14 protein-coding genes are annotated in these 13,809 nt (G+C 44.9%); 7 read left to right on the top strand and 7 right to left on the bottom strand.

The window, feature by feature from the left end; translation table 11 throughout:
* Positions 1-51: 51 nt before the first annotated feature.
* Together gor and rpiA are read right to left on the bottom strand one after the other, a co-directional pair.
* The gene (gene gor / locus F9L33_RS01635) at positions 52-1,404 is read right to left on the bottom strand and encodes a glutathione-disulfide reductase (RefSeq protein ID WP_152140994.1); all 1,353 of its coding nucleotides are present in this window, start codon (positions 1,402-1,404) and stop codon (positions 52-54) included.
* 21 nt (positions 1,405-1,425) lie between these two features.
* Positions 1,426-2,214 (bottom strand): ribose-5-phosphate isomerase RpiA, encoded by a 789-nt coding sequence (rpiA, locus tag F9L33_RS01630; protein WP_152140993.1) that lies wholly within the window; start codon positions 2,212-2,214, stop codon positions 1,426-1,428.
* 196 nt (positions 2,215-2,410) lie between these two features.
* On the opposite strand from rpiA, the gene F9L33_RS01625 reads away from it, so the two are divergent.
* Positions 2,411-3,781 carry an L-serine ammonia-lyase gene (locus F9L33_RS01625; RefSeq protein WP_152140992.1) on the top strand — a complete coding sequence of 457 codons (1,371 nt, stop codon included), beginning with the start codon at positions 2,411-2,413 and terminating at the stop codon, positions 3,779-3,781.
* Here the strand turns inward: F9L33_RS01625 and F9L33_RS01620 are convergent.
* A complete protein-coding gene (locus F9L33_RS01620) occupies positions 3,778-4,389 on the bottom strand; it encodes a thiamine diphosphokinase (protein WP_193221934.1) in 612 nt (203 codons plus the stop codon). The genes F9L33_RS01625 and F9L33_RS01620 overlap by 4 nt on opposite strands.
* 182 nt (positions 4,390-4,571) lie before the next feature.
* On the opposite strand from F9L33_RS01620, the gene F9L33_RS15675 reads away from it, so the two are divergent.
* Positions 4,572-6,068, top strand: a complete 1,497-nt coding sequence (locus F9L33_RS15675; protein WP_193221933.1) for a hypothetical protein — start codon at positions 4,572-4,574, stop codon at positions 6,066-6,068.
* A 27-nt stretch (positions 6,069-6,095) separates the two neighbouring features.
* Here F9L33_RS15675 and F9L33_RS01610 read toward each other — a convergent pair whose 3' ends face one another.
* From F9L33_RS01610 to F9L33_RS01600, 3 genes are all read right to left on the bottom strand, one after another.
* Complete coding sequence (locus F9L33_RS01610) at positions 6,096-6,311, bottom strand: DUF2842 domain-containing protein (RefSeq protein WP_152140990.1); 216 nt, start codon at positions 6,309-6,311, stop codon at positions 6,096-6,098.
* A complete protein-coding gene (locus F9L33_RS01605; RefSeq protein ID WP_152140989.1) occupies positions 6,311-7,606 on the bottom strand; it encodes an adenylosuccinate synthase in 1,296 nt (431 codons plus the stop codon). The genes F9L33_RS01610 and F9L33_RS01605 overlap by 1 nt, the downstream gene beginning before the upstream one ends.
* A gap of 107 nt (positions 7,607-7,713) precedes the next feature.
* Positions 7,714-8,145 carry a GFA family protein gene (locus F9L33_RS01600; protein ID WP_152140988.1) on the bottom strand — a complete coding sequence of 144 codons (432 nt, stop codon included), beginning with the start codon at positions 8,143-8,145 and terminating at the stop codon, positions 7,714-7,716.
* An 85-nt stretch (positions 8,146-8,230) separates the two neighbouring features.
* Between F9L33_RS01600 and F9L33_RS01595 the strand changes: the two genes are divergently transcribed.
* Positions 8,231-8,584 (top strand): helix-turn-helix domain-containing protein, encoded by a 354-nt coding sequence (locus F9L33_RS01595; protein WP_152140987.1) that lies wholly within the window; start codon positions 8,231-8,233, stop codon positions 8,582-8,584.
* On the opposite strand, the gene F9L33_RS01590 is transcribed toward F9L33_RS01595, so the two are convergent.
* Complete coding sequence (locus F9L33_RS01590; RefSeq protein ID WP_152140986.1) at positions 8,568-9,752, bottom strand: winged helix-turn-helix domain-containing protein; 1,185 nt, start codon at positions 9,750-9,752, stop codon at positions 8,568-8,570. The genes F9L33_RS01595 and F9L33_RS01590 overlap by 17 nt on opposite strands.
* A 156-nt stretch (positions 9,753-9,908) precedes the next feature.
* On the opposite strand from F9L33_RS01590, the gene F9L33_RS01585 reads away from it, so the two are divergent.
* The 4 genes from F9L33_RS01585 to F9L33_RS01570 all read left to right on the top strand — a co-directional run bounded on the left by F9L33_RS01585 (position 9,909) and on the right by F9L33_RS01570 (position 13,768).
* Positions 9,909-10,739 carry a PHB depolymerase family esterase gene (locus F9L33_RS01585; protein ID WP_152140985.1) on the top strand — a complete coding sequence of 277 codons (831 nt, stop codon included), beginning with the start codon at positions 9,909-9,911 and terminating at the stop codon, positions 10,737-10,739.
* 216 nt (positions 10,740-10,955) lie between these two features.
* On the top strand, positions 10,956-11,321 hold the full coding sequence (gene secG / locus F9L33_RS01580; RefSeq protein WP_152140984.1) for a preprotein translocase subunit SecG: 366 nt from the start codon (positions 10,956-10,958) through the stop codon (positions 11,319-11,321).
* 173 nt (positions 11,322-11,494) lie between these two features.
* On the top strand, positions 11,495-13,138 hold the full coding sequence (locus F9L33_RS01575; RefSeq protein ID WP_152140983.1) for a CTP synthase: 1,644 nt from the start codon (positions 11,495-11,497) through the stop codon (positions 13,136-13,138).
* On the top strand, positions 13,139-13,768 hold the full coding sequence (locus F9L33_RS01570; RefSeq protein ID WP_152140982.1) for a LysE family translocator: 630 nt from the start codon (positions 13,139-13,141) through the stop codon (positions 13,766-13,768).
* The last annotated feature ends 41 nt before the right edge of the window (positions 13,769-13,809 follow it).

Raw genomic sequence — 13,809 nt, 5'->3', positions numbered from 1 at the left:
TTTCTATTGAACGTGCATATATGGGAACACTTGGTCCCGAATGTCAAAAAATCAAGACGCAACAGGCGTCTTCATTGTCACAAGCTCTTCTGCCGCAGTCGGATGAACAGCCATAGTTCTATCAAAATCTTCCTTTGTTGCACCCATTTTTACAGCAATTCCAGCCATTTGGATCATCTCGCCTGCCGCATGGCCGACAATGTGACACCCCAATACCTTTCGTGTCGCTTTGCTGATGATCAATTTCATCAACATACGCTCAGATTTTCCTGCCAAAATATGCGCCATTGGGCGGAAAGCCGATTTATAAACTTCGATTTCTTCGCTTGCCCGCGCTTCTTCTTCGCCCATACCCACTGTGCCAATCTCTGGTTGTGTGAATACAGCTGTCGGAATCAGATCATGATCTGCTTGGCTTGGATTTCCGTGGAACACTGTATCCACAAATGCAGCACCCTCACGGATCGCAACAGGTGTCAGTTGAACGCGGTCTGTTACATCACCGACAGCATAAATAGATGGGATATTCGTCTGGCTATAACCATCAACGATGATTTCGCCTTTACGTCCTATTTCAACACCAGCGTTTTCTAATCCCAAACCATGTGTGTTTGGAATACGGCCTGTTGCATACATCACTTGGTCCACAATCAACTCTGACCCATCAGATACAGTGACTTTCAAACCATCTGTAGTCTTCTCAATGGATTTGACATCTGTATTCACACGCAGATCAATACCCTTGCCGCGCATTTCTTCTGCAACAAAATCGCGAACTTCATTATCAAAGCCCCGCAAAATTTGTTCGCTGCGATAGAATTGCGTTACCTTTGATCCTAAGCCGTTCATTATACAGGCGAATTCACAAGCAATATAACCACCACCCACAACCAAAAACCGTTTCGGTTGCTCTTTAAGGTCGAATATTTCATTCGAGCTGATGATATGCTCTTTGCCTTCAATGTTCGGTACAAACGGCGTGCCACCTACAGCGACAAGAATGTGTTTTGCTGTAAACGTCTGGCCTGTAGATAATTTAACTGTATGCGCATCAACCAATTCTGCACGTGCATCAAACTGTTCAGCACCTGCCGCACCTAGATTTTTACCGTAAATTGCTTCTAGGCGCGTAATCTCTTTATCTTTGGCTGCAATAAGCTTTGACCAATCAAAGCTACTGTCACCAACCGTCCAACCATAGCCTTTGGCATCTTCAAACGCTTCCGAATAACTTGATGCATAAACCATCAATTTCTTTGGCACACAGCCACGGATTACACATGTACCACCCATGCGGTATTCTTCGGCCAAAGCAACTTTAGCACCAGTTCCAGCGGCCAAACGCCCAGCGCGTACACCGCCCGAACCACCGCCAATTACAAAAAGATCATAGTCAAAGGACATGATGTCTCCAATTTATATAAGTTAGTCGAGGTCCATAAACATATTGTCGGCTGCAACCACTTCAATATGTTCGTTCTCTACTGTTCCGTTGTTAATATCACGGACTTCCACGCGTCCATCAACATGTCCAATCACAACCGCGTCAGCAATATCTAAGAATAAACCTGTTTCAACGACGCCTGGTATTTGATTGAGGATCAATGACAATTCGCGCGGATTTCCAATACGACCTAAATGTAAATCTAAGATGTAATGCCCCTCGTCCGTTAATAAAGCGTTGGAATTGCTATCCAAACGTAAAGTGACTTGTTGGCCCATAACGTCTAAATTTGAAATAGCTTCTTCAATAAGCCCTTTTGTCGTTTCCCACCCAAAACAAACAACTTCAACAGGTAATGGAAAGCGCCCTAATACATCTACATCTTTTGAAGCATCTGCAATCACAACCATCTGGTCAGATGCCGTTGCAACAATCTTTTCTTGCAAGAGAGCCGCGCCGCCACCTTTGATCAAATTCAAGTTCGGATCAAACTCATCTGCGCCATCAATTGTCAAATCCAACCATTTGACTTCATCCATTGAGCGTACAGTAATACCACATTCATCCGCTAACTGCGCTGTCGCATCAGATGTTGCAACAGCAACAATCTTCAACCCGTTATCACGGACTTCTTCACCGATTAATTTGACCAACCAAGCAGCTGTTGATCCAGTGCCTAGTCCAAGGCGCATTCCAGGTTTCACAAAATCCATTGCACGCTTGGCGCAAATAAATTTTGCTTTTTCCGCAGGAGACAGTTCTTCGGACATCTATTTCCCCATTTATATTATCGGCAGCACTATAAGACCAATTCACAGGTTCGACGAGTGTAAAACGCTTCGATATTCAGTTTGATGTGAATTAAATACACAAAAGGCCAAAGCAGAATTAAATTCTGTCGCATTTAGTCTGTTCATAAAAAAAGAATCTGTCATCTATATGTCAGCGTATATTAGGAGTAGCCCGATGTTTCTCAGCATCTTTGAAGTTTTTAAAATCGGAATCGGCCCATCAAGTTCCCATACAATGGGTCCTATGGTGGCTGCAGAACGTTTTCTGGGTATGATCAAAGATCAAAAGATTGATGCAGATCATCTGCGCTGTTCTTTGCACGGCTCTTTAGCATTTACAGGCAAGGGGCACCGTACAGATCGCGCCGTTGTCTTAGGCTTAGACGGTTTCACGCCTGCGGATTTCAACGCTACATTGGCAAAAGAAGCAGAAGAACGTATTGCCAACCAAAATGTTGTGCGCCCAGCGGGCCACCCTGTTTACAGCTTCAATCCATCCACGGATGTAATCTTCGACTATGATCGTCAACTAGAAGGGCATGCAAACGCTATGATCCTTCAGGCATTAAAAGGCGATGATGTTCTGCTGGAACAAATTTTCTATTCCGTTGGCGGTGGTTTCGTACAAACGCCAGAAGAAATGGCCGATGATACCCAAGGTGGATATACCCAAAAAGTATTCTACCCATTCAAAAGCGCAAACCAGATGATGGCAATGTCCAAAGCGACAGGCAAAACCATTGCTGAGTTGAAACGTGAAAACGAAACAATGCACAGAACACCAGAAGAATTGGACGAAGGTATCCAAAAAATCTGGCACGTAATGAATGAGTGTATTGAAGAAGGTTTTAAAACTGACGGTATTCTACCTGGCGGCTTAAATGTTCGTCGTCGTGCAAAAGGTATCCACGATGAGTTGGAAGCTGAGCGCGGTGCAAACGTTGCAGCACCACATATCATCAATGACTGGATTGCAGCCTATGCAATGGCAGTGAATGAACAAAACGCTGCAGGTGCACGCGTTGTAACTGCACCTACAAACGGTGCTGCCGGCGTTATCCCTGCAACATTGCGTTATTATCTGGACCATTACCCAGAAGCAGACGCTTCAAAGGTGAATGAATTTCTTCTAACGGCATCGGCTATTGGCGCGCTTATAAAAGAAAACGCATCTATCTCAGGCGCCGAGGTTGGATGTCAGGGAGAAGTTGGTTCAGCTTCGGCAATGGCAGCAGCTGGTTTATGCGCCGTTATGGGTGGAACGACCGAACAGATCGAAAATGCCGCTGAAATCGCACTAGAGCATCACTTAGGTATGACATGTGACCCAATCAAAGGTTTAGTACAGGCACCATGTATCGAACGTAATGGCCTAGGTGCTATTAAAGCAGTTTCTGCGGCGTCTCTATCTCTACGGGGTGATGGAAAACACTTGGTCTCCTTGGATGCCTGCATCGAAACAATGCGCCAAACAGGTCTGGATATGAACTCTAAGTATAAAGAGACTTCATTGGGTGGCTTGGCTGTAAACTTACCAGCTTGTTAGGATGTTAGTGCAGCTATCACTGCATCCATATAGGCCAAAGGCACCATAACTATAGAATCCCCCTTATCAACGGATAGGGTAACTTGGTCATCTGAAACTCTATTAGATGTCGCTATTTGCGTCTTAGGTGACATTTTAAGCCCATCTAATGGCCACTCTAACCCAGTAGACTTCATTTCCACATCACCCATAGGGAATACTGAAAATCGCGCACCTTTTTCTATATTCATAGTGATTTCATCAGGACATCGAAAACAAATGTCTTTTTCACCAATCAATACTACAGTCTTTTCTGGATACCGCGTTAATATAGACAATGCTGCCAATTCATGATCCAGACGCCCGCCTAAAAAACCATACCCAATATAAAACGGCGCCTTTACCGAATAGAGGCATTTTTCAAAATCTGTACTGTCTTGTTCTGATAAATGAATAACAGTGCCATCAAACTGCCCCGTAAAGCTATCCATATCCCCGATAATCATGTCAGGCGTGATACCAGCATCAATTGCTGCGGATCCGCCACTGTCCGCACAAATTACAGCAGAAACAGAATCAACAATGAATTGTGCGGCTTCTGAATCCCAAAAACCCCCGCCGATAAGCATAACAGCCCCGTCAAATTCTACAGTCCTCACAGACTTATGTTGATTGTTTCCCATCTGTATTCAATAAACGAAAAATGTTTGGAAATTAAAGCTAAAATCGTAATTAATCCTGTAAAAACTATGTTTGGTGGCTTATAAAAAAGGTCGTCGTGGGGGCGATTAACGAGTAGAGTAAGTACATTATGGATTCGCACCCAAAAGCAATGACCGTGTCGTATGGTACATTTTCTTGTACCCTAGAAGGTTTCGATGATCCCTTCACAACTATGCAGCTTGTAGCGGAATATTTTCGCAAGCTTTCTGCAGATGATCGCTATTTCGGTAGCGAACCTCTGCAACCTGATGCATCTAAACTGCACCAAATCGCCGAGAGTGCGAATCCAAATCGCATTGACGCAGAAGTCACAGACAACAGTATTGTCCTAAGACAAGCTGAGATTGTTGATGTTCCCTCCAAACTTGAAGAAGAAATATCTGTTGAACAGACAACAGATGACGCGGCTGCAACATTCAAATCACGCCGTCAGACAAATGGAGCCATTTCTTCAGAAAAAACGCCTGTTGAAGATGTTCAAGAGGATGTTGAAGAAGCGCCAAAAGAAATTGAAGATGTTCAAGTTGATACTCAAAAGGACACTCATCCTGAAGTAGCTGACGCCCCTAAAAAGGCCGATGATGTTGAAAGCAGTGCAGAAAAATTCATAGCGGAAGCCACCGCTGAAAATACACCACCTGTTAAAGACATCGCGGCATCGTTAGATAAGAACATCAATGATACAACCACTGCTGATGAATTAGCGCCAAGCTTAGAAGAAGAAATCCCATCTGAAACAGTTTCTGCAGCCGTTCAGGCATTACAAAGTGATGAATCAATTGATCGCTGGTTGGAAACAGCTAATGAAAAAATGGCGACACCAGAACATGTTTCAAAAGCCAATGCATTAGAACGCCTTAAAGCGGCTGTTGCTGCAACAGAAGCAGAGCGTGCAAATCGTATGGAAAACATCGTACCGGAAGTTGTTGAAACTGGCGAGGAACGCAGGGATAATACAATCACGTTCCGCCGCGAGCTTGCAAAAGTGCGCAAAGCTTATGAAGCTGAGACAAGTGTATTTTCACGCCCTAAATCACGTAAAGCGGTTAACAAGTCCAATGGCACGCGCCCATTAGTGTTAGACATGGGACAGCGCATTGACCACAGTGAGCAAGCTGAAGATATAGACGTTCAGGATAACACTCAAAAAAAAAGCGGTTTAACACTGGTTAGTGATCAGGATGCACCAGCACCTAAACGCCATCCAAAAGTGGACGTCAATATAGAAAAAAAACAACCAGCCCCAGAGCCAGAGGCGGTTGAAGATATTATACCAGCCACAAAGAGTTCTGATCTACCGAGTTTTGAAGAATTTTCACGCATGATGGGTGCAAGTACATTGATCGAATTGCTTGAAGCATCCGCCGCTTACATGACATTGGTTTTGGGTAAAGATCGCTATACTGAAAAGCAAATTTCAGCAAACCTACCTCCGCACATCAAACGTATTGTTAAAGAAGATGAGCGCGTAGGAACATTGGATCAATTGAACAAACGAGGGTACGTGAAATCTGCTCAAGACGGCAGCTACACGATTTCATTGGATCGCAAAGCCGCCTATCAAAAGAAATACTTGGCGGGTTAGTCTCAATCTAAAAAATGCTAGCAGTTTTCAGGCGTCAGGATCTTCTTTTCCGACGCCTTTAAACACAAATTTAAACGGCAATGCCCAAATCACACCCAGAACGATGTAGATCAGCAATTCGACCAAAATATGCGGGCGCTCGATCCAGTTCATAACGGTTACTGCCGCCACGATGAACATAGGCAACCATACTAGCAATAAGACCAGTGATAAACGACGACGAGCTTTGTACGATAAAGCCATCAGTCTGCAAACGGGTCTGTTACAAGGATGGTATCTTCGCGTTCTGGGCTTGTTGAAACCATTGCTACAGGGCAATCAATCAATTCTTCCACACGGCGTACGTATTTAATTGCAGCAGCAGGCAGATCATTCCAAGACCGCGCCCCTTCTGTGCTTTCAGACCAACCAGGCATCGTTTCGTAAACAGGCGTACAGCGTGCTTGTTGATCGGCAGCAGTTGGAAGGTAGTCCAATTTTTCGCCGTCCAATTCGTAGCCTGTACAGATTTTCAACTCTTCAAACCCGTCCAAAACATCCAGTTTCGTCAAAGCGATACCGTTCACACCAGATGTTGCACATGTTTGACGCAACAAACAGGCATCAAACCAACCACAACGACGTTTACGCCCTGTAGTCGTACCAAACTCATGTCCGCGTTCACCCAAACGTTGGCCATCATCATCATCAAGCTCTGTTGGGAAAGGCCCCTCGCCCACACGTGTTGTGTAGGCTTTTACAATGCCCAATACGAAATCAATCGCACCTGGACCAACGCCAACACCTGTTGCCGCTTGACCTGCAATCACATTAGATGATGTCACAAATGGGTATGTGCCAAAATCGATATCCAAAAGCGCGCCTTGTGCACCTTCAAACAAAATACGTTTACCTGCTTTGCGCTTTTCACTTAGCACTTTCCAAACTGGCGCCGAGAACGGTAAGATTTTTTCAGCGATTTCTTTGAGTTGAGCAATCAACGTATCACGATCAACAGCTTCAATCCCCAAGCCTTTACGCAATGGATCATGGTGTTGCAAAGCACGGTCAACGCGTGCTTCTAACGTTGCCATATCAGCCAAATCAGCAACACGAACAGAACGACGGCCCACTTTATCTTCGTAAGCTGGGCCAATACCACGGCCTGTTGTGCCGATCTTTGTGCCTTTGCTTGCCGCTTCTTCACGTGCGCGATCAAGCTCGCCGTGAATTGGCAGGATCAGTGGCGTGTTTTCTGCGATCATCAATGTCTCTGGTGTAATCTCGACACCTTGACCACGAATTGTTTCGATTTCACTTAGCAAATGCCATGGATCAAGAACAACACCATTACCGATGACTGACAACTTACCACCGCGTACGACGCCAGATGGTAATGCGTGTAATTTATAGACTTTCCCGTCGATAACCAATGTGTGGCCTGCGTTGTGGCCCCCTTGGAACCGTGCAATGACATCAGCGCGCTCGCTGAGCCAATCTACGATTTTACCTTTACCTTCGTCACCCCACTGGGCACCTACAACCACGACGTTTGCCATTTAAAGACTCGCTTTTTGAATAGAACCGAAGCGGGTATACCCCTGTAGGCTTCTGACTGAAACCGAAAAATGTAATGGAACTCAGGAAAGATCGTCCCACTTAATAATTACATTTCCGGCATATCAGATTGGGGTGGCATTTCTGCGAACGTTGGAACACCTTCAATTACTGGATCCCAAGCGGTTGCACGGCTTGCATATACTGCCATACTTACTGTCATTTCTGGCCTATCATCCAAAATTGAAGCGCGCGGGAAAACCATATCCTTCATGCTAGAGTTTGTGGAATAAATAGGCGAGCCGCATGTTGGGCAAAAATGCCTGCGTACCATATTTCCTGAATCTGTACCTTTATCGAAATATGATACGTCCCCTAATATTGTAAAAGCAGCTTCAGGAATACCCATATGTGTGCAATGCCCTGTACCACTAGATTTACGACAATCCGCACAATGACAGCTTACAATCGCAACGGGATCCGCTGAAGATTTATATGTTACTGCACCACATAAACAACTTCCTTTAAACCCTACTGACATGAAACTCTCCTTTTGCTAAGAAACTAACGAATGATAGTATAAATACATAGCGACTTGTAAATTGCAAGTCACTAGTGAGGTTAATATGGAAAATACACATAGATCAGGCTGTCCAATCTCTACTTCTCTTGAAGTTATAGGTGATAAATGGACACTAATACTTATTCGCGACATGCTTTGTGGTAAAAAAAGATATGGGGATTTTTTAGATTCACCTGAGAAAATAACAACAAATATTCTTGCCAGTCGACTTTCAGATATGGAACGATATGGGTTGGTCACAAAACAACTCTACAACAAGCGACCAAAACGCTTTGAATATGTTCTTACGCCGATGGGGTCAGCTTTGAAACCAATTGTTCAATCCATGTGCATATGGGGAAATAGTTTTTTCCCAGAAACTTGGGTACCCCCCAAAAGCTTCATGGCGCCTGATTAGGCCTTCTAGAACATTTCCAAATACAATCTTGTAGGCCAACAAAACGCCTCATTCGGTCTAATTCAGCATCTAATTTTTGTTGTCTTGATACAGTCCATTTCACCTTAGGTTCAGCCCAGACGTTCATAATGTTTAAAACATTGTTCTTACGATCTGCCTTAACCTCAATACGCCCTACGAAACGATCCCCTTCGAGTATTGGGAATACATAATACCCCCACTTACGTTTGGCCTCGGGCACAAATATCTCAATCCGGTATTCAAACCCAAACAACCGTTCCAATCGGTTGCGATCCCTGACAACTGGGTCAAATGGGTTCAATATACGCAAACGCGTTGTTGAGGATGTTAGGTTATCTAGCCGCTCTTCAATGTCTGCTGGGGCAAACGCTTTCCCCCAAGTTCCATTTGTTGATTGCACTTCGACTGGAACCAAATGACCCTGATCGATCCATGCGCGCACTTCACGCGCATCCATCGCTTCCCAAAACTTTTGAATTTCCCCTGATGTGGCAAATCCCAAACGGTCTAACGCTTGTCGGCACAACCAATCTTGCTGCATATCATCAGAATGCGTCTCTTCACGTAAGTACTTTGGAAAAACGCGCTCGCCTAGATCATAGAACTTCTTGAAATTCTCGCGGTGCGATGTCGCCAATTCCCCTGCATACCACATGTAATCCAAGGCTAATTTATGTGGTGGCCGCGACCATGGCTGTTTCTCACCCACAATCTTCGTATCAAACGCATGGGTCGATAAGGGGCCTTCGGCCATTATCCGTTGTTTGATCGCTGCACGCCCATCAGCATCCAGCATCGATTTATACCAACCCGCATTGTCTATCTTTTCTTTCTTACGTCGAAACTGACGTTGCCACATTGGGTAAAACTCCATTGGCAAGACCGAAGCGTCATGGGTGAAATGTTCAAACACGCCATTTTCTTTTCCCAACACTTTATCCAACATAGGTTCGCGGTAATTTTGATTACGGCTCCAGATGATGTGATGATGGGCACGTGAGACAACTTGGATCGTATCCAGTTGTACAAATCCAAGCCCGCGAATGATAGACATCACATCCAGTGATCCCGTTGGTGCTGTAGCCAAACCTTGGTTGGACAACCACAATTGTCGTGCTTTTTTGTTTGAAATTCTTAAGTCAGCCAAGAGTCAGCTCTTTTCTATAAATGCATCTACAAGTTTAATGCGATCACACTAGTCAGCTCAATCCATTTTATGCGTGTTACCCACAGTTTTGTGATTTGAGAAAACGGCGGAAAACTTGCAGCAATACAACCATATTCATTAATAAGGGATCACCCTATGCGTATTTTCAAAACCTTAACCATTGCAATCGGCTTATTTGGCACAACAGCAACTGCAGCACTTGCATGTGGTCCTAATTCACAATGTAAAATTGATAACAACCGCCACTATTACATCGCTATGCCAGCTGGTCATGATGGGAAAACACCTGTTGGGGCTGTTGTATTTTCTCATGGGTACAAAGGTACTGCACGCGGCACGATGTTGAACAAGAAAATGCGTAAGATCGTATCCGATATGGGATTGGCATTGATCGCTACAAAATCCAAAGGCGATGATTGGAACCTGCCCTATTCCCCTAGTAATTATAACAGCAACGGTGAAAGAGAGTTTCGTTATTTTGACAACGTCATCGAACATGCCTCTGCTAACTTTGCAATCGACACATCGAAAATGATGGCAACTGGGTTTTCGGCTGGCGGCATGATGACATGGAACCTATTGTGTGCTCGTTCTGATAAATTCGCGGCCTTTGCACCTATGGCAGGTACCTTTTGGTTGAAAATTCCAAATGGATGCAAAACCCCAGCCACAAATGTTGTTCACATTCATGGCAAAACGGATCGCACAGTTCCACTGGGTGGTCGTCAAATTCGCCAGACAAAACAAGGCGATGTCCCCACGACAATCGCAATGTACAAAAGCTTTGGTGATTTCAAAAAAATAAGCACCACAAAAAACAAACAATACAGCATGACCTGTGAAAACCACGAAAACGCGTCAGGCAAAATATTCAACTACTGCCTATTCCCAGGTCGCCACCAATTTAACAGCTTTTACATTCAATATGCTTGGGATCAATTTGCCGCCAAAGGTGTATTCAACTAGTGTAAGTTTAACGGGTCATAATCATCTGGCATTCCGTGCTGCAGATCCAATGGGTTATATATTTTACAGCAATGCAGCCTACGCTTAAATAAGTGTCTTCACTGAATCTTTATGATTATTTCCCATGCCACCCCAACAAGATTCAAATAACCCATCGACAAGTCTGCCTGCATCTATTAGACACCCGCAGGTAGTTATTCACATACGGGCACATCAATGGAAAACGTCGTTCTTGTCATTCACTTAATCCTAGCTTTAAGCTTGATCGGTATTGTATTGGTTCAGCGTTCAGAAGGTGGCGGTTTAGGTATCGGCGGCGGCGGCGGCGGTGCATCTGGACGCCCTCCAGCATCTCCGTTGGCAAAAGTGACTTGGATTTTGGCTGTTGGCTTTGTTATTACAAGCATAACCTTGACAATCATTGCCTCGAAAAATTCAAACTCTGACAGCGTGATCGAGCGTTTAGGATCTGATGCTCCTGCATCCGAACAAGGTGGAACACCAGCCCCAGAAGGATTGGAAGGTAACTTGTTGCCACCATCTGCGTCAGATACTCCTGCGTTACCACCAAAAGCTGAATAATTCGCATCTAACCCCTACAAATAGTTGGGGTTTTTCAAAAAACCACAGGATATAGCGGTTCTGGTCTTGTCAGAATCGGTAAGGTCTATTATGACTTAAATCCCGTGATACAGGCGTTTTCGACTGTTCGGAATCGTTCACAAAAACAATAAAAACACGGGGGATGCCACACTATGGCACGTTATATTTTCATTACTGGCGGCGTTGTTTCATCTCTGGGTAAAGGCTTGGCTTCTGCTGCATTGGGTGCACTGCTGCAAGCCCGTGGTTATTCTGTACGCCTGCGCAAATTGGATCCGTATTTGAACGTTGATCCAGGTACAATGTCCCCCTTTGAACATGGCGAAGTATTCGTTACAGATGATGGTGCTGAAACCGACCTAGATCTTGGTCACTATGAGCGCTTCACTGGTGTGGCTGCACGCCAAACCGATTCCATTTCATCGGGCCGTGTCTACACAACCGTATTGGAAAAAGAACGCCGTGGTGATTATCTAGGCAAAACCATCCAAGTGATCCCACATGTCACAAATGAAATCAAAGATTTCATCGAAATTGGTGATGACGAGGTCGACTTCATGCTGTGTGAAATCGGCGGCACAGTCGGAGATATCGAAGGCTTACCATTTTTTGAATCCATCCGTCAGTTTAGCCAAGACAAGCCACGCGGCCAGTGTATTTTCATGCACCTGACATTGCTACCATACCTTGGCGCATCAGGCGAATTGAAAACAAAACCAACCCAGCACTCTGTAAAAGAGCTCCGTTCCATCGGCATCGCACCAGATATCTTGGTCTGCCGTTCTGAAAAAAAAATCCCAGAAAAAGAACGCGCCAAACTAGCCTTGTTCTGTAACGTGCGCCCAGACAGCGTGATCCCTGCATACGACCTTAGTACCATTTACGATGCGCCATTGGCATATCACGAAGCAGGTATGGACCAAGCCGTTCTAGACGCCTTTGGCATCAGCCCAGCACCACAACCTGACCTATCCACATGGCAAGACGTATCAGAGCGTATTCACAAGCCTGATGGCGAAGTAAAAGTTGCAATCGTTGGTAAATACACGCAACTCGAAGACGCGTACAAATCTATATCAGAGGCCCTTACGCACGGCGGCATGTTCAACCGTGTTAAAGTCAAAACCGAATGGATTGATGCAGAGGTATTCGAAAATGGCGATGCTGCTGATAAACTAACAGGGTTCGATGCAATCCTTGTTCCAGGCGGCTTTGGCGAACGTGGTACAGAAGGTAAAATCAAAGCAGCTCAATTCGCACGCGAAAATAAAGTGCCGTACCTTGGCATCTGTCTAGGCATGCAAATGGCAGTTATCGAAGCGGCTCGTAATCTGGCAAAAATCAAAAATGCTGGCTCCGAAGAGTTTGATCATGAAGCGGGCGAAAAACGTTTTGAGCCAGTAGTTTACCACCTAAAAGAATGGGTCGAAGGCAACCGCACAGTTGCGCGTGCCGTAGACGACGACAAAGGCGGCACCATGCGTTTGGGCGCCTATAATGCAACACTCACAGATGGCTCGAAAGTGGCCGAGGTTTATGGCGATACAGCCATTTCCGAACGCCACCGCCACCGTTACGAGGTCGACATCAAATACCGCAAACAACTCGAAGACTGCGGTCTGATCTTTTCTGGTATGTCCCCTGACGGCAAGTTACCAGAAATCGTCGAATGCAAAGATCATCCTTGGTACATCGGCGTACAATACCACCCAGAGCTAAAATCCAAACCTTTCGCTCCTCACCCCCTGTTCCGTGAGTTCGTAAAAGCCGCTTTGGAACAATCGCGGCTGGTGTAAATGGTAGAGCTATCAACACTTGTTGTCTTTGCACTTGCATGTGTTGCCTTAACAGCCACTCCCGGTCCTGATATGCTTTTAATTGCCTCTCGCAGCGCATCCCAAGGGCGCATTGCTGGCCTTGCTACATACATGGGAATCGCTTTCGGGTTATATTGCCATGCACTGGCAGCAGCCTTTGGTTTATCCAAGTTATTTTTAGCAGTTCCAATAGCTTATGACGCAATTCGCATCATTGGAGCCATATACCTATTGTACCTTGCATGGGTCACACTCAAATCTAAGAGTGATGCATCTGAACTTACGAAAACACGCAAAATATCTTTTTGGGTTATGTTTCGCCAAGGCATGTTTACAAATCTCTTGAACCCCAAAGTGGCATTATTCGTCCTCGCCCTCTTCCCTCAATTTATTGAACCTGATGCAGGCAACGTTGCCCTTCAGATTATGATCCTTGCAACAATCCTGAATATTATTGGACTGCTGGTAAATGGTATTGTCATTCTAACAGTTGATAAACTTGGTAGTATTTTTTCTGTAAAAGCAAGTTTTAAGCGCCTACCACAGATATTCTTATCTACGGTGTTCGTTGGCCTTGCAACACGCCTTGTCTTCGACACTCGAAATTAATACGCCCTATTCCTATCAATCTGTTTCAAGAAATATAGCTA

The sequence above is a fragment of the Amylibacter sp. SFDW26 genome (genome assembly GCF_009184395.1).
Classification (GTDB): Bacteria; Pseudomonadota; Alphaproteobacteria; order Rhodobacterales; family Rhodobacteraceae; genus Amylibacter.
Note: the sequence above shows the minus strand (reverse complement) of the source record. Positions and strands in the feature narration are given on the sequence as shown.

Excerpts from the sequence above, each read along its gene's own strand:
- F9L33_RS01585 (WP_152140985.1), top strand. The coding sequence starts at position 9,909 with ATGCGTATTTTCAAAACCTTAACCATTGCAATCGGCTTATTTGGCACA.
- F9L33_RS01595 (WP_152140987.1), top strand. The coding sequence starts at position 8,231 with ATGGAAAATACACATAGATCAGGCTGTCCAATCTCTACTTCTCTTGAA.
- F9L33_RS01610 (WP_152140990.1), bottom strand. The coding sequence starts at position 6,311 with ATGGCTTTATCGTACAAAGCTCGTCGTCGTTTATCACTGGTCTTATTG.
- F9L33_RS01575 (WP_152140983.1), top strand. The coding sequence starts at position 11,495 with ATGGCACGTTATATTTTCATTACTGGCGGCGTTGTTTCATCTCTGGGT.
- F9L33_RS01600 (WP_152140988.1), bottom strand. The coding sequence starts at position 8,145 with ATGTCAGTAGGGTTTAAAGGAAGTTGTTTATGTGGTGCAGTAACATAT.
- rpiA (WP_152140993.1), bottom strand. The coding sequence starts at position 2,214 with ATGTCCGAAGAACTGTCTCCTGCGGAAAAAGCAAAATTTATTTGCGCC.
- F9L33_RS15675 (WP_193221933.1), top strand. The coding sequence starts at position 4,572 with ATGGATTCGCACCCAAAAGCAATGACCGTGTCGTATGGTACATTTTCT.
- F9L33_RS01620 (WP_193221934.1), bottom strand. The coding sequence starts at position 4,389 with ATGCTTATCGGCGGGGGTTTTTGGGATTCAGAAGCCGCACAATTCATT.
- F9L33_RS01605 (WP_152140989.1), bottom strand. The coding sequence starts at position 7,606 with ATGGCAAACGTCGTGGTTGTAGGTGCCCAGTGGGGTGACGAAGGTAAA.
- F9L33_RS01570 (WP_152140982.1), top strand. The coding sequence starts at position 13,139 with ATGGTAGAGCTATCAACACTTGTTGTCTTTGCACTTGCATGTGTTGCC.
- secG (WP_152140984.1), top strand. The coding sequence starts at position 10,956 with ATGGAAAACGTCGTTCTTGTCATTCACTTAATCCTAGCTTTAAGCTTG.
- gor (WP_152140994.1), bottom strand. The coding sequence starts at position 1,404 with ATGTCCTTTGACTATGATCTTTTTGTAATTGGCGGTGGTTCGGGCGGT.
- F9L33_RS01625 (WP_152140992.1), top strand. The coding sequence starts at position 2,411 with ATGTTTCTCAGCATCTTTGAAGTTTTTAAAATCGGAATCGGCCCATCA.